The sequence below is a fragment of the Asticcacaulis sp. genome (genome assembly GCF_027484505.1).
Lineage (GTDB): Bacteria > Pseudomonadota > Alphaproteobacteria > Caulobacterales > Caulobacteraceae > Asticcacaulis.
In genome coordinates this window covers 59,557-75,104 of sequence record NZ_JAIXSV010000057.1, presented here as the reverse complement: position 1 = coordinate 75,104, position 15,548 = coordinate 59,557, and the positions used below count along the sequence as shown (strand labels likewise).

Here is a 15,548-nt window from a genome sequence, read left to right as displayed (position 1 = left end):
ACGCCTGTTCTGGCGTGGGCTAGGGGAAAAATATGACACCTGTCTCGAACCGAAAGTACCGCTCATCAGTCTCTCTGGCTGCCATCGCGTTGGCTGCCGCGCTTGTTTGCGCTGCGCCTGCTTATGCGCAGGAACCTAAGTACAAACTCGACATTCCTTCTGAGAGTGCGGCCAAGGCCCTAAACGATTTTGCTCAGCAGGCCGGCTTGCAAATCCTGTTTCCTTATGAAGCCGCCGATGTCGGTCGAGTGCCAGCGATCAAGGGCGAATATACGCGCGAAGAAGCCCTGAAACTGATCCTCGCCGGTACTAACCTCGAAGTGGCCCGGCAGGATGAGAAAACCATCTCGCTTCGGGTGGTTAAAAGCCCTTTGGCAGGGGCGGGAGACGAGGCGGTGGAGGTGATCGTCACCGGCACCCACATTCGAGGGGGGAATCCCACCTCGCCAGTGCACACCGTCACACGCAAGGATATCGAGCAATCAGGTTACTCCCAGATCGGGGACATTATGCGGTCCTTGCCGGAGAACTTTTCGGGCGGACAGAACCCGGGGGTTATCGCTGCCGCCACAACCAATGTGAACAACTCCAACTTTTCCAGCGCCTCAACTGTCAATCTCCGCGGCCTCGGCTCAGATGCCACCCTCGTGCTACTGAACGGGCATCGGATGGCCGCCGATGGTCATTTTCAGGCGTCTGACATCTCAGGCGTGCCGCTGGGTGTCGTGCAACGGGTAGAGGTCGTGACCGACGGCGCCTCCGCCATCTACGGATCAGATGCTGTCGCCGGTGTCACTAACATCGTTCTGCGCCGCAATTACAGCGGTACCGAAATCAGCGGGCGAGTGGGCGTGACCGCCGAAGGGGGCGGATCGGAGCAGACCTGGTCGCTCTTAAGCGGGGTCAATTCTTCGAACTCATACCTGTTCGCGAGTTTTGAGGTGTCACGGCAAGGCGAAGTTACCGCAGCCGATCGTGAGGTCACGGCTTCGGCGCCTCCGACCTATTCTCTGATGCCCTACATGAAGCGCGCCTCGGCCTTCATCGGGGCCGGGCACACCTTCAACGACTATCTGTCCGTCACCTTCGATGGCCTCGTCAATGAGCGCAAAACCCACTACACCGTCCAGTATTCCAGCACCTCACCGGAATCCGTCATTGCGTTTGCGACACCGAGCTATTCGACGGCGCTGACCTTCGACGCCAGGCTCCCGCGGGACTGGAAGCTGCACTTGACCGGCGTGGCCTCGGGCAGCCGCAACAGCAATCACATCCGCTATCCCGCTTATGGTATTACCCTAAACAACATCACCAAAAACACCCTGCGCTCGCTTGAGTTGACGGCTGACGGGGTGGCCTTCACCTTGCCGTCCGGGCCCGTGAAAGTGGCTGTGGGCGGAGGACGGCGTGAAGAAGCCTTCGTCCGAGGCTATGCAGGTACCTCCGGCTATCAGGACCGGTCCCGCACAGTCGATTACCTGTACGGCGAAGCGCACGCGCCCCTCGTCGCGCGATCAGACACCCGAACCGGGCTGCATGCGCTTGAGCTCAATTTGTCGGCCCGGGTGGAGGACTACAGCGACTTCGGCCAGAGCCGCAATCCGCGCGTCGGCCTGCGCTATGTCCCGGTTGAGGGTGTCATTGTCAGATCGACCTGGGGCAAGTCGTTTAAGGCCCCGACCTTCCTCCAGATGTACAACGCCAAATCTCTGGTCCTGCGTGACGCGGCCTTTGTGGGGGGACCCGCCACCGGCACCATTTTGATGACGCAAGGGGGGAACCCCGACCTGAAGCCGGAACGGTCAGAGTCAGTGACATTCGGCGTAGAATACCAACCAGCTCAGATCGACAGCCTTACCCTAGGCACCACCTGGTTCAAGATCGATTACACCGACCGCGTCGTTGTGCCGATCTCAAATATCACCGCGATCCTCTCTGATCCCATCTATGCGCCGTTTGTAAAATATAACCCCACCGTCGCTGAGCAAAATGCAGCTATGGCCGAGGCCGATCTCTTTTACAATTTTGCATCGGGTCCTTATGATCCTGCGGGGGTGATTGCCTTTATTCGCAGTGCGAACACAAATGCGGCGGCCCAAACGGTTTCCGGCGTCGATGTGTCCTATCGCCAGGGCTTTGATTGGGCAGAGGGCCGTCTGAACCTGTTTGCCAACGGCTCATGGGTCAAGCTTGAGCAGCAGACCATTTCGACCGTGCCGTCGCAGGAATTGTCGGGCACCATTTTCAACGTGCCGGATTTTAAAGCGCGCGGGGGCTTGTCCTGGCAACGTGGCGGTTTGACGGTCAACGCCATAGCCAATTACGTGTCTGTATCGCGCGACACGGGCGTCGTACCCGAATACCGCATTGCCTCCTGGACGACCGTGGACGCCAATGTCGGATATGTGTTCGAGCGGGGTCAGGCCCTCACATCCGGCCTGAAAATCTCGCTGGCCGCGTCCAATCTCTTCGATAAGGCGCCGCCTTACGCCAGGAGCCCCGGGCTCGTGGGCCAGGGCATCACGTTCGATAGCACGAACGCCTCGGCCATGGGTCGCCAGATCAGCCTGACTGTGACCAAGGCCTGGTAGCATGTCTCGAAACTTATCTCATTGTAACGTCAGAGCGGGGATATCCGCTCTGACGATCGGCAGCGCTTTGGTCTGGAGCGGGGGAGCGTTTGCGGATGTCTGCGATGCCCTCCTGCCCACGGGTTCCCGGTCGGTGCCAGCGGTCGCGCGCGGCATCGTGGCCGATGATCTGCTGCGTCTGCGCGATTTTGGGCCGCCCGGCCATCCCAATATTCCGGACAAGCTGTTCACCGTCTCACCCGAACAGGACCGCATAGCCCTCCAGCTGCGCCGCGCCGATCCAAGCCAAAACGCGCACTGTTTCGCAATCGTGATCCAGCCTTTGGACCCGAGCGGATCGCCCGTGGTTATTGATAAAGGCGGAGAGTACCTCACCTTGCCCAGCAGCGGGCGGGGGATCGCCGCCGTGCCCTCGGGCGTGCTGGTCAGTGACCCACCGAAGTGGTCCCCGGACGGACAATGGCTCGCCTATCTGCGCAAAGAAAACGGGACGATCCGCCTCTGGCGCGTTCACGCGGACGGAAGCGACGCCGGCCCAGCGGCCGAATTGCCCTTCGACCCTGAGAGTTTTGACTGGGGTGAGGCCGGCCAGACGCTTGTGGTTGTAGGTCGTCCGACTCTCAAGCAGGCGCAGGCGGACCTTATGGTCGCTGGACGCGAGGGTTACATTTTCGACGACGCATCAATACCGGGCGAGGGGAGCATCCCTCAGCTCAAGGAGCCGATTGTGCGCGATGTCTTTGTCATTGAGCTCGAGACGAAGACGGTTCGGCCAGCCTCAGCCGAAGAGAGGGCCAGACTTCGGCCACCGGGCCTGCCATCATGGACGGGCGCCACGCGGTTGACACGGGTTCAGGGCGACCAGGCCGCATCGGTTGTGGCTTTGCGACCGGAGGAACTGACGTCACCGACAGAGCTTCAGGTGACGCGTGCTGGCGCGGCAAGCGACGTCTGCCGCGACCCGCTCTGTTCGGAGATCGCCGACCTGTGGTGGCGGGATGAAAATCGCCTCGTATTTCTCTCACGCCGGCCGGGGGATAGCCGGACACGGCTGGTGCAGTGGACACGCCATCAGGCCAAACCCAGACTTATCCTGGAGACGGAAGACGTTCTTTTTGGCTGCCAGTTGGTCAGCGATCGCCTGATATGTGGCCATGAAGCCTCGAAGCAGCCGCGCCGTCTGATCTCGGTTGACCTAGGCAATGGGGCGAGGACCCCGCTGTTTGATCCAAACCCTGACTTTCAAACCATCGCCCTCGGCAGCGTTCAGCGCCTGCGTTGGACAAATGACCGAGGTATTGCGACCTACAGCGATCTCGTGCTGCCCCGCAACCATCGACCGGGTGACAGACATCCTCTGGTCATTGTTCAGTACATCACCCGCGGGTTTCTGCGCGGTGGGACCGGGGATGAGTACCCGATCTGGCTTCTGGCAGAGCAGGGGTTTGCGGTTCTGAGTTTTCAGCGACCGCAGGATGTGGGTTGGGTCGAGGGTGTAAAATCACCCGACGAGGCCAACCGCGCGGGATTTCAGGATTGGGCCGATAGACGCAGTGTCCAGTCCTCCCTCGAAACGGGGCTGCAACGGGTCATCAATATGGGCGTAGTGGATCCCGACCGGATAGGGATCACCGGTCTGAGTGACGGCGCGTCTACCGCGCAGTTCGCGCTTATCCATGGGCCTCGCTTTGCGGCTGCCATCTTAAGCTCCTGCTGCGAGGACATCACGGGCATGATAACCCTGAACAGTCCCTCCAACGCCCAGTGGTTTCGCAAGATGGGTTATCCCGCGGCCGGTGACCGCGCCGAGGCGTTCTGGAAACCGGCAGCTTTGCTCTACAACGTCGATCAGGTGAAGACGCCGATCCTGTTGCAGATGCCCGACCGGGAGTATCTGGGAGCTTTGACCGCTTACAGTGCCTTGAAAGACGCGGGCACGCCCATCGAGCTTGTCGTCTACCCGGATGAATTCCACGTCAAAATTCAACCCGCCCATCGCGCGGCGATCTATCAACGCAACGTCGATTGGCTGCGGTTCTGGCTTATGGGTTTCGAAGACGACACGCCGTCAAAAGCGGATCAATATCGTCGTTGGCGCGCCTTGAAGGCGGCGGCTTCGGCGGCAATGACGAGCGCATCTCCGGGGCAGTAGCCGACGCTCGTTGCGGTCCCATTTCGTGTGTTCAGAAATGGGGCCGCCTTTTCTCAGGGTTTCGTGCCCCAATGTCGTACCCAGGCTTCGGCTTCGGCTAGTCCCGACAGGCGCAGGTATTGCATGGGATCGATGGCGCGCTCCGGATCCAGGGCGTCGTGGATGGCGACGGGGTCGATAAGCCGCAGGCGACGGAGTTCGCCGTTGACGAGCCGATCACAGAGTACGCGGCGATTCCGGTCTATAATGTCGAAGGCAAAGCTATCGGGACCGCCCTTGGATCGCCGTTGAACAATCTCCGCCGGTAGATCACCCGCGAACGCCAGCCGCGCGATACTCCGGTCACGTCCGCCGCGGACCCATTCCCAGGTGGGTATCCGTAGACAAGCCTCGACAATGGGCTGCGACAGCAATGGATTTATCTGCGGCGGCGTGTCGTCACGTGAAAACCCGTCGATCGTTCCCTGAATGCGGACGAGTTTGACGATATGCGCAGCCTTGCCGGGCAAGGCCCCCTTCGGCGGCGTGAGCCAGGGGTGGCCGCTGATCCGGTCTGCCTGGGCGACGACGTCGGGATGCAGAAAAGAGTCGTCGTATAGCCAGCGATAGGGACGGTTGCCTGCGAGCGCCTTCTCGATGGCCAGGCCTCCAATCTCCAAGACACTGGCACCTGTCAGGGCGCAGATGTCCATGAGTGTTCCGAGGCTTTCGGTATTCAGCCCCCGCGCGTACACGCTGTCAACCAGTGGGGTGCCAGAATGCATGCTGCAAAAAACATTGTCACCCCCAATGCCTGTCATCAGGGCGTCTATGTCTCTCTCTCGAACGATCCGCAACTTTGCGGCATGTTCGCCCTGTCCATAGGCGTACTGAACCGGCCGCGGGAGATGAGAAGCGCTGGAGCGGGTCACGTCGATATCGGCCATATCGTAATGGGCTTCCGTGATCTCGACCTTCAAATGCGCTGCGAGGACGCGGGCATAGGCGCGTTCGTCTCCAACCGCCTCATTGGTGGCGAGGGTGAGGTAGCTCGTCCTATGGCCACCCGTTTTGAGGCAGGCGGTCAGAATGGATGAATCGAGCCCGCCCGACACGGACAGGAGGGTGTGAGCGAAACGCCCGGCCCAGGCATTCACACAGGCCAAAACGACGGTGCGAAGGTCTGACGCGAGGTCCTCAGGAGAGGTTTCGGACAAGGGTTCAACAAAGTCCCACGGTGACCAGATAGCGGTGAGACCTTGTCCGCGAGCCCCGACGCTCAGTCGAAACCCCGCCAGCAATTCCTCGATTCCGCTCAGACACGTCCGAGCGTCTCTCAGGTCATAAGACTTTAAAAACCGTGCCAGGGCCGCCGTATCGACCGTCGGGCTCTGTTGGGAGGCAAGCGAAAGCGCCGTTATATCTGATGCGAAGATCCAGTCCTGCCGACTCTGGGTGTAGACGCACGGCATCGCGCCAGAGGGATCGCGCAAGACATGGATCGTGTGTCCGTCAGCGTCAGTGACAAAAGCGACGTATCCGCCCCAGCAGGCTGTGACCAGCAACCGACCCTGAGTCTCAACGATCTTCTGGGAAAACGGATTGTCAAGTGTCGTCACCACCTGAAAGTCAGGCCGGTTGAAGAGGTGTCCGGCAACCGCCCCCGATTGATCAGCCAGTGGCAGCCCGATGTCGGCACCATTAGTAAATGCGGACAAGCGCTTACTGGCGCACACGCATTGCCATTGTCCCCCCTTCAATCGGTCGCGGAGATGGGCATGGGCGTCACCATCGTCGGAAACGAGGCCGATAAATCGCGGGGCCATGGTCATATCAAAACTATGGGTGTGAAGGGCCTGACTTCGTCAAAGACATCGCTGAGAACAGTGCCCCGGTACTGGACCCAGGCGTGGGCTCCAAAGGGCTTCGTTTTGACACCAATTATCAGATCGACGGGTATGTCCCGGTCCATGAGATAACGCGTCATAGCCATCGACCACGGTAGGCATTTATCGTGCGTCGGCAGAAGCCACCGCGTATCGAGCATGGGTTTAGCATGGGCCACAGCCGCCTCCAGAGGGGGCGAGGTTTTCAGCCGTCTGATGAGGTTGGCTTTTTTCCGACGCAAGACCGGAAAATAACCGTCTGGTCTTTGCCATTGCGCGCGAAACGACCATTCCCAGCGTGCAAAGAGGGCCTTTACGAGGTCGCTGGAGAAGGTCAGTCGCGTGGGTTCATCGGCGCGCCCCACAGTCGGTCGATCAATGTTCGCCAGCGCCAGCCTATCCCCAGTGGCCGCTGTTCGGGTTAGCAGACCAGTAGGCAAGAGGGGGCCTGCGACGGCCTCGGCGTCCTCGTCTGTGGCGGTGCCGGCCAGCAGGCGTTTAAAGGGGGAAAGCAGATCGGGTGACAGGGCCGAATACGTGTCCGCCCGTTCGTCGAGAAACACCACCTGATCGTTGGCAAGACACGCGTGTACGTGTGAGGGAAAAACCAGTCCCATGGGCTTTGTACCGTTGAAAAGCGAAGCGTCAGGACCCCGATCACGGGTTCGATGATTCAGGCGAGGCGCGTAGGAAGAAGGCGTGGTCTCGGTGACCACGCCTCCTGATCTCAGTCGGCGGACGGCCAGGGCGTCGCACGCATCTGAGTTTGACCGGCATCCGGCGCCGGGAAGGGGGCTTCACCCTGGGTTACGCGGCTGGCGCGACCCATTGTGAGCAGGCCTGCCTTTTGGCTGGCAACGGGCTTTGATGGCTTGAACATGATAGTCTCCACTAGGGCGAGAGGAAGAGGGATAAGCCCGGCGACGACGGGTGCGCCGCTGGGCCCGCGGAGGTTTAGTCGGCCGATGGACCGAGGTGGTCGCGGCACTGGACCTGTCCCGCATCAGGTGCCGGGAACAGGCTCTGCCCCCGGGTTTGGCGACTGGCGCGGCCGAGGGAGAGCGCACCAGCGGTCAGACAGACCTGCGGTTTCACATGTTTGGACATGGAAAACTCCAGAGATTGGAAGGTTAAAGGGAGGCGCCGTGGCGATGGATCGTCCCAGCGCCCGGCGCGCTTAGTCGACCGAAGGGCCGATCTGATTGCGCTTCTGGACCTGCCCGGCGTCCGGCTTCTCATAAAGGCTTTCGCCTTTCGTCTGCCGGCTGGCCGTGCCAAGGGCAATGAGGCCCGGGGTGATCGAACGCTTGGTCATCATACACTCCTGTAGGTTTGAGTTAGAAAAGCCATGGGGATCATGGCCAACTCAAAATTACGCCCTTGAGACGAGTGTTCTGGCAGGGATACTTCCGGGATACCCCGAATGTTCAGCACGTGGCGGACGTGCCGGGTCGGAGAGGCTATTGCGACCGGCCCCGATAGGCGTCGGCCACAATGTCCGACAGTTTCGACAGGCGTCGATGATAGTAGCGTTTCAGGCGCCGGCGCAGCGCGTCGGGATTGGTCTCTTTTAAGGCTTCAAGCAGGCCCGCAATCTCCGGTTCAAGGGTGAATGCCTGGGAGGGCGCGGTGCGGCGAATAGCGCTCAGGTGCGCCGAGACATGGGCCAGTGCGGCCCGGTACACCGTGTTGCCGCTGCCCTCCGCAATCAGCGAAAGAACGCCTTCAATGCTTTCCTCTGTGAGGGGCTCAAGCGGCAGCTCTGGCGGTGCGGGCGGCAGGCCACCGTCGCGGATCGCCAGAAGCACAATGTCCTGCTCCCAGTTATAAAGCTCACGCAGCGACTGAACCGTCACCCGCGGCCGGTAAAACCCATCATGGGCCTGAGCGGCCAGAAGGCCCTCTCCGACCAACCGGTTGAGAATATTGCGGATCGGCGACTTGCTGACACGGTGTTGCTCGCACAGGGCTTTGATGTTGAGGCGCTCGCCCGGCAGAATGCGGCCGGAGAGCAGCTCGCGCTTCACCTCCAGATAGAGCGTCTCTACAACAGAGTCCTGTACGGACATGCGCCCGCTCCCTTCACACGCGCGAGGCTGAAAATGGGGGCCTCCGGTCGCTCGCGGCCGTCAGATCGGTCTGACATCGGCAGCGTCCGGCAATCCCTCTTGCGCGGCATGGTAGTGGAAGCGGGCCCCGTCATCAATATGTCATAAAACGACGTCGAGGCCGTTTAAGCCGCTAATGGGGGTGGTTGATTAGGTTCACGAGTTGCGGCACGAGCGCCTTTCGTCGGTCAAAATAGGCCTGCAGCAGGGTCTCCAGCCGCGCCATGTCCCGATCCGCCCAGGCCCTGGCTAAAGCGTCCAGCTCCTGCGCCCGATCCGGTATCAGCGCCGCCTCATAGGGCCGGACCTGTCGCATGATCTCATTCATCCGCGCCATTTGCCGTGACAGCAGCGGATTCTGCAGCCCGTTCACCACCTCGCAAAACAGGCGCTCGGTCGCCACCGTCACCTCGGCCTCCTCGCCTAACGAGCCGTGCGGGGACAGAGGCGGGACGTCAGTCATGGCAACGCTCTCAGGGTCAGGGCCCCGTCACAATGACACGAATGCCAGAGGCGTTCAATCCAGAGGTGCGGCCCGCTATTTTGTGCGTGATGGGCACCTTTAAGGCTAAGGGCGCTGCCCTCGCGCCGGTCAAGAACCCTTCTGGCGGTCTCCCCGTCTTCCTTCGCTCACCTGAGCCCCGGCGGCACGACGCCACGTCCGTGCAGCCGGGCGATACCCCTCCGCCAGAACGGCCCTGACCGTTGCTACCCCGGTCTCGCCGACGGGCAGGGTTTCAGCGCGGCGTTTTGCCCGCTGAAACCCAAGCTTGAAAAGGAACGGACTATGTCTAAATCGGCTTTAAAATTGACGTCTGCCGCTGTTGTGCCGTCCGGGGTTCAGACCCTGATCCCTCTGGATCGCCTCCTCAAATCCCCCGACAATGCCCGCAAAACCCCGCACAGTGCCGCCGCTCTGGCCGCGCTTCGCGCCAGTATCGCCGCCAAGGGCCTCCTGCAAAACCTCATCGTCAAGCCCGAACTGGATGAGGCCGGGGCCGAAACCGGCTTCTACTACGTCACCGCAGGCGAGGGGCGCAGGCTTGTCCAGATTGCCCGTGCCAAGGACGCCGAAATCCCCCGCGATACCCTCATCCCCTGCGTCATCCGCGACACCGACGACGCCCACGAGGTCAGTCTGGACGAAAACGTCACCCGCGAGGCCATGACCCCCGCCGATCAATATGAAGCCTTCCGCACCCTCAATATCGACCGGGGTATGGACGCTGCCGGTATCGCGGCCCGTTTCGGCGTCTCGGAGCACGTCGTCAAACAACGTCTGCGTCTCGGTGCGGTCTCGCCCATCCTCCTACAGGCTCTGCGCGACGAAAAACTCACCCTGACGCAACTCATGGCCTACACCGTCAATGCCGATCACGCCCGCCAAGAGGCCGTCTTTGACCGCCTCAAGGGCAGTTATGCCGATCCCTACCATATCCGCCGCCTCCTCACCGAAGGGCAGGTCCCCGCGCAGGATCGCCGCGCCCGCTTTATCGGCGCAGACGCTTATGAAGCCGCAGGCGGCGTCATCGCCCGCGACCTCTTTACCGAAGAAGGCGGCGGCTATTTTACCGATGCGGGCCTGCTCGACCAGCTGGTCCTCGACCGCCTGACGGCACTCGCGACCGAAACCCAGACCGCCGAGGGCTGGAAATGGGCCGCTGCCGCGCTCGACTACCCCTATGCGCACGGTTGGGGGCGCGTCTACCCGCAAACCGTGCCCCTGTCACCGGAGGCCGCAGAGCAGTTGCAAGGGACGCAACAGGCGCTCGAAGACCTGTTAGCCCCGTTTGAAGGGGCCGACGAACTGCCCGACGAGATCGATCAGGCCGCAGGCGTCCTCGAAGCGGAGATCGCCGCCCTCGAAACGCCTCAGGACGCCTATGATCCGCAAGATATCGCGCGCGGCGGTGTCTTCGTCACCCTGCTGAGCGACGGTGGCGCGGCCATTCATCGCGGGCTGATCCGCCCGGAAGACGAACTGCCCGAACCCGATACCCCCGCTGACGAAACCGAAGACCTTGCCGCTCACCCGGAGGATGCGTCGGAAGACGGGGAGGGTGAAGGTGAAGGCGAAGGGGCAGAGCCGCACACTGAGGATACCGAGGACGCGTGCGAAACCGGGCCCCTTTCTGATCTTCTGTTACGGGACCTGACCACCCACTGGACGCTGGCGCTCCGCTATACGCTGGCCGAACAGCCGGAACTCGCCGCCCGCTTTCTCGTCCATAAGCTGGCCCTCGACACCTTCTATCGGCAGCGCAGCGTCACCTGTCTCGACATCACCGCGCGCAGCGTCTCGATTGAGAGCTTCGCAGAAGGACTCGACGACACCCCAACCGCTGCCGCGCTCTCTGCCCGTCACGAGGCATGGGCGGCAGGTCTGCCCGACAACCCCTCTGATCTGTGGACCCATCTTCTGACGCTCAGCCCCGAAACCCTCGGGTCGTTGATGGCCCATTGCACGGCCCTGACGGTCTTTGCCGTGCGTCAGGCCTATATGCCTGCCGCCCCCTATGTGGCCTCGCTGAGGATGGCGCGCGACCTGCGTCTGAACATGACCGACCACTGGACACCTACGGCGCGCAGCTATTTCAGCCGCGTGACCAAGGGGCAAATCCTCGCCGCCGTGCGCGAAGCCGTGGGCGATGAGGCCGCCAACCGCCTTCACAAGCTGAAAAAGCCCGAGATGGCCGAAGCCGCCGAGCAACTGGTGCAGGGCACGGGCTGGCTGCCCACCTGCCTGCGCACCCCCGTCGCGCCCGAAGACGCAGCGCAAGGGCCTCTGGCCTTGCCGCCATTGGACGCAACGCCCGACCTGTCCGAAGCGGCGGAGTAGGTATGACCGGGGCCGCGTCAGCGGTCCCGGTTTTCAGTTTCGCCCGTCTCTGGGGGGGCACGGGATGCGCCTTTCGGGACGAGCCGACGCAAGGGCGACCGCGACGATGGAGGTCTGAACGCGACCGGACCTCATACGCGCAACGGGCTTTGGGGGCTTTTTTCCGCCGCGCTTCGCGCTTTGCATCGCGAGGCAAAAAAGCGCCCCGCCGCCCGTCCTTCGGCCCTGCGGGTGCGCGCGGTCCGGCCCCGTTCTCAGCGACCCCATCGCGGTCGCGATTGGCGCGTCCCCGACCACAGAAAGGTACACCCCTATGTCTATCATCGGCACGTTTGTAAAATCCGACACCGGCTTTACCGGCACCATCAAGACCGTCTCGCTGAACTTCAAAGCGCGTCTGGTCGAAACCGAAGGCGGCTCTGAAAACGCCCCTGACTACCGCATCTACAGTGGCGCCGCCGAAGTCGGCGCGGGCTGGAAACGTACCGCCGAAAACAGCCGCGCCTACATCTCCATCAAGCTCGATGATCCGTCCTTCCCCCATCCGATCTATGCGAGCCTCTTCGAAGGCGAAGACCCCGACACCTTCAACCTCCTCTGGTCGCGTCCGCGCAGCCAGTAACCGCCCCCCATCCGGTCTCAATCGGCCTCGCCGCACACGCGGCGGGGCCTTTTTGTGCTGCCAAAAAAGGGGAGGAGGGAGCGGCCCCGGTCCCCGGAGCCGCTCGCGTCACCGGAATCGAGGGGGGGGGGGGGATGAGCCCGGTGACGAGACTGACGCTAACGGAAGGCGCGCCCCCTGGCCACACACAAGCGCGTGAGGGGAGCATCCTGGAAAAGGGCTAAGGGCTCCGCCCTCGCGCCGGTCAAGGGGGTGTCCCTTCGGTCCCGATGACGGCGGTTTCCCCAACCTTCCTTGGCTTACGCCGGCGTGCAGGTTGGGTGATCCCCCACCGCCGCCATCGCCCCTGACCGTTGCGACCCCGCTCTCGCCGAGGGGCAGGGTTTCAGCGCGGTAAAGGCGCTGCAACCCAAGCCCAAAGGAGACTTTTCCATGATGAACGATACCCCTATTTCCGCCCCCGTAACCGAGGCCTTCAAGGTCAATCCCTATCGCGGCACCGTCAATAGCCGCGTCTCCGGTCAGTGGTTTTCACGGCCTGATGATCAGCGGTTTTTAAGTCTCGATGACCTCTTTGCCCATACCCGCCAGCGCCGCGACACCGCCCATGTGCGCACCGTCGCCTCCGACGCCGTGCGCGTCATTGCCGAGCGTGACGACCTTGAGAGTCTGCGGCTGGTCTGCCCCGGCCGCGATACCCCGACGGCCCCCACACACTGGTCATTTGGTCAGTTGTGCGGACTGGTCGGCGCGCCGTCCGGCTATCTGCGCCAGCTCCCGGCCCCGCTTGCGGCCATCAACCTGCAGCATGGCCTGCTCAACCACCGCGCCGAACTGATCAAGACGCTCGAAACCAACACGGGCGGGCTTGAATTGCGCGCCGTCACGGGGCCGGACTATGGCCGCATCTGGGATTATGAACTGGTGCAGGCCGTGCAAAAGATTGCCGGAAATGGGCTTGGCGATACGCGCTGGAAGGTCCCCGGGGTGCTCGACTGGGGCACCATGACCCACAATCCCTTTGTCGATGTGACGAAGGACACGACGACCCTTTACGCCTCAGATCGCGACGTGTTTCTCTTCCTCGTGGACGACACCCACCCCATCGAAGCCGGGCGTCTGCCCAATGGCGAGCCTGATCTTTATTTCCGGGGCTTCTATGCGTGGAACTCCGAAGTGGGCTCAAAGACGCTCGGGATCGCCTCTTTTTATCTGCGCGCCGTGTGCCAGAACCGCAATCTCTGGGGCGTCGAAAACTTTCAGGAAATCACCATTCGTCACAGCAAAAATGCCGCGAGCCGCTTTGCGTGGGAGGCCGCTCCCGCCCTGACGAAATTCGCCAATTCCTCGCCCACGGCCTTCATCGAAGGCATTAAGGCCGCGCGCGAAACCGTGGTCGCCAGGACCGATGAAGACCGCGAAGACTTCCTGAAAAAGCGCGGCTTCTCTAAGCCCGAAACCGCCAAAATCATCGAAACCGTGCTCAATGAAGAGGGCAAAAAGCCCGAAAGCGTCTTCGATTTTGTGCAAGGTCTGACCGCTCTGGCGCGTTCAAAACCGCATCAGGACGCGCGTCTCGACCTCGAAACCAAGGCCCGAAAACTGATGGCCGCTGTCCTCTGATGTAACTCCGCCGTGCGGTCTCTGTGACCGCGCGGCCTCCCTCTTTTAGGTGGGTCACGTTGGTATCGGGGGCCGCGGCTCGCCATGCCTGCGGCATGGCTCGCGAGGTCGATAGGGTGCATTTGGGCGCATATAGACATGGGGGAGTCTGATCGGCGGGGGAGGGGATTTCGACACTCCCGATGTGGGTTCAACGACCGCATCCTCGGGCTCGAAACCGCCGTGGTTTTGCTCTTATCTCGCAAGGAAACGACCCTGTGTCCGACGAAGCCGCGCGTGCTGCCAGCGCCAAAAAAGGCAGCCCGTTTCTCAATACCGATCAGGCCGCCCACTATATGGGCCTGTCACGCCGCACCCTCGAAAAGTTCCGTGCCGAAGGGCAGGGACCTGTCTATCGCCGCCATGGGCGTTATGTTCGCTACCATATCGACGACATCGATGGGTGGTCGCGCGCCTCAGGCCAGACCGACGGGCATATCGAGGCGCGGGTGTGATGGGGGCCCCTAAGAGTCCGACAAGGTCACGCCGCAGACGAGGGCTGGTCGCGGGACTGAGCTGCGTGGCTCTGGTTGGTTTGGGCCTCTCCGCGCAACCTCAGAAAACGCCCTGGCTGATCTATAATGCCAGCCCCAGTGTGCCCATCGGATTTTATATCGTCTCTCCGGTCCGGCAAGTGACGACGGGTGATCTGGTGGTAGCGCACCTGCCTGAAGCCGCGCGGAAGCTCGCGGATGCTAGGCGGTACGTGCCTGCAACGGTCCCGGTACTTAAACACGTAGCGGCCCATGGTGGCGACGCGGTCTGTGCCATAGATGCCAACATTTTAGTCAATGGGAAGCGCGTAACGGTGCGGCGTCTGCGGGACCGCCTGAACCGGCCCTTGCCGTGGTGGCAGGGCTGTCGGCGTCTGTATGCCGGGGAGCTGTTCCTCCTCAACACGGGCGCGCCGGACTCCTTTGACAGCCGCTATTTTGGGCCGGTCAGTCGAAATCACGTGATCGGTAAGGCGCGGCCCCTATGATCAGTTGGAAACCGCTCCTCAGCGCGCTGGGCGTCCTTTTGTCGGCGGGAGAGAGCCACGCTCAGACCGCGTCCGCGCTGGCGCGTTGGGCCGAACCCGTGCGCGAAGCCTCTCAGCGGTTCGGCGTGCCTGAGGACTGGATTTATCGCGTCATGCAGGCGGAAAGCGGCGGGCAAACTCACCTGAATGGGCAACCCATCCGCTCAAAGGTCGGCGCGATGGGCCTCATGCAATTGATGCCGGGAACGTGGTCAGATATGCGCAGGGCCCATAACCTCGGGGCCGATCCTGATGACCCGCGCGACAATATACTGGCCGGCACGGCCTATCTGCGCGCCATGTTCGATCGGTTCGGCTATCCCGGACTGTTTGCGGCCTATAATGCCGGGCCCGCGCGCTATGCGGCCAGTCTGAAGGGCGAAACCCTGCCCGCCGAAACGCGCGCCTACCTCAAAAAGCTTGTTCCTGAAAACCAGCCTCCGGTCGCCGACGTTCCCTCCCTGACCCCCTCCGACAGGGGCCTTTTTGCGATGAAACGCACCGCCGAAGGTGAGCCGGGGCCAAAACCGTGACGGGGCGAGATCGGACGAGGTTCGGCGAGGGACGGGTGGGCTTCAGCGCAAGATAAAAGACCGTCTCTCCGAGCCGGTAAGTATCTGTCTGCACATCGGATTTTCACGAGACAGGCGCGATTTTGAGTGAGACGGTGATCTCTTAAGTCTTTGTA

At 62.0% G+C, this 15,548-nt stretch carries 15 protein-coding genes; 8 read left to right on the top strand and 7 right to left on the bottom strand.

Annotated elements, in window-relative coordinates; genetic code table 11:
• Window positions 1–32: 32 nt before the first annotated feature.
• Together Q0072_RS02930 and Q0072_RS02925 are read left to right on the top strand one after the other, a co-directional pair.
• A complete protein-coding gene (locus Q0072_RS02930; protein WP_298325494.1) occupies window positions 33–2,591 on the top strand; it encodes a TonB-dependent receptor in 2,559 nt (852 codons plus the stop codon).
• A 157-nt stretch (window positions 2,592–2,748) separates the two neighbouring features.
• Entirely contained in the window at window positions 2,749–4,743 is a 1,995-nt protein-coding gene (locus tag Q0072_RS02925; protein ID WP_298325492.1) for an Atxe2 family lasso peptide isopeptidase, read from the top strand.
• A 53-nt stretch (window positions 4,744–4,796) separates the two neighbouring features.
• On the opposite strand, the gene Q0072_RS02920 is transcribed toward Q0072_RS02925, so the two are convergent.
• The 7 genes from Q0072_RS02920 to Q0072_RS02890 form a co-directional block, all read right to left on the bottom strand.
• Window positions 4,797–6,554, bottom strand: coding sequence for an asparagine synthetase B family protein (locus Q0072_RS02920; protein WP_298325490.1), 1,758 nt, complete (start codon window positions 6,552–6,554; stop codon window positions 4,797–4,799).
• Window positions 6,551–7,225: a lasso peptide biosynthesis B2 protein gene (locus Q0072_RS02915; RefSeq protein ID WP_298325488.1), complete on the bottom strand. Its 675-nt coding sequence runs from the start codon at window positions 7,223–7,225 to the stop codon at window positions 6,551–6,553. Before Q0072_RS02915 ends, Q0072_RS02920 begins: the two co-directional genes overlap by 4 nt.
• Window positions 7,226–7,335: 110 nt before the next feature.
• Window positions 7,336–7,488 (bottom strand): hypothetical protein, encoded by a 153-nt coding sequence (locus tag Q0072_RS02910; RefSeq protein ID WP_298325485.1) that lies wholly within the window; start codon window positions 7,486–7,488, stop codon window positions 7,336–7,338.
• A 74-nt stretch (window positions 7,489–7,562) separates the two neighbouring features.
• Window positions 7,563–7,715 (bottom strand): hypothetical protein, encoded by a 153-nt coding sequence (locus Q0072_RS02905; protein WP_298325482.1) that lies wholly within the window; start codon window positions 7,713–7,715, stop codon window positions 7,563–7,565.
• Between the two features lie 70 nt (window positions 7,716–7,785).
• Entirely contained in the window at window positions 7,786–7,923 is a 138-nt protein-coding gene (locus Q0072_RS02900) for a hypothetical protein (RefSeq protein ID WP_298325480.1), read from the bottom strand.
• Between the two features lie 145 nt (window positions 7,924–8,068).
• Window positions 8,069–8,677: a GntR family transcriptional regulator gene (locus Q0072_RS02895; protein WP_298325475.1), complete on the bottom strand. Its 609-nt coding sequence runs from the start codon at window positions 8,675–8,677 to the stop codon at window positions 8,069–8,071.
• A 172-nt stretch (window positions 8,678–8,849) separates the two neighbouring features.
• Complete coding sequence (locus tag Q0072_RS02890; RefSeq protein WP_298325471.1) at window positions 8,850–9,179, bottom strand: hypothetical protein; 330 nt, start codon at window positions 9,177–9,179, stop codon at window positions 8,850–8,852.
• 324 nt (window positions 9,180–9,503) lie between these two features.
• Here Q0072_RS02890 and Q0072_RS02885 point away from each other — a divergent pair, with 324 nt between their 5' ends.
• The 6 genes from Q0072_RS02885 (at window position 9,504) to Q0072_RS02860 (ending at window position 15,393) form a co-directional block, all read left to right on the top strand.
• Entirely contained in the window at window positions 9,504–11,555 is a 2,052-nt protein-coding gene (locus Q0072_RS02885) for a ParB/RepB/Spo0J family partition protein (RefSeq protein WP_298325468.1), read from the top strand.
• A gap of 313 nt (window positions 11,556–11,868) precedes the next feature.
• Window positions 11,869–12,177 (top strand): DUF736 domain-containing protein, encoded by a 309-nt coding sequence (locus tag Q0072_RS02880; protein WP_298325465.1) that lies wholly within the window; start codon window positions 11,869–11,871, stop codon window positions 12,175–12,177.
• A 432-nt stretch (window positions 12,178–12,609) separates the two neighbouring features.
• Window positions 12,610–13,800: a DUF932 domain-containing protein gene (locus Q0072_RS02875; protein WP_298325462.1), complete on the top strand. Its 1,191-nt coding sequence runs from the start codon at window positions 12,610–12,612 to the stop codon at window positions 13,798–13,800.
• Window positions 13,801–14,057: 257 nt separating this feature from the next.
• Complete coding sequence (locus Q0072_RS02870; RefSeq protein ID WP_298325460.1) at window positions 14,058–14,294, top strand: helix-turn-helix domain-containing protein; 237 nt, start codon at window positions 14,058–14,060, stop codon at window positions 14,292–14,294.
• Window positions 14,294–14,821, top strand: coding sequence for a S26 family signal peptidase (locus tag Q0072_RS02865; protein ID WP_298325457.1), 528 nt, complete (start codon window positions 14,294–14,296; stop codon window positions 14,819–14,821). The genes Q0072_RS02870 and Q0072_RS02865 overlap by 1 nt, the downstream gene beginning before the upstream one ends.
• On the top strand, window positions 14,818–15,393 hold the full coding sequence (locus tag Q0072_RS02860) for a lytic transglycosylase domain-containing protein (RefSeq protein ID WP_298325453.1): 576 nt from the start codon (window positions 14,818–14,820) through the stop codon (window positions 15,391–15,393). Before Q0072_RS02865 ends, Q0072_RS02860 begins: the two co-directional genes overlap by 4 nt.
• Window positions 15,394–15,548: the final 155 nt, after the last annotated feature.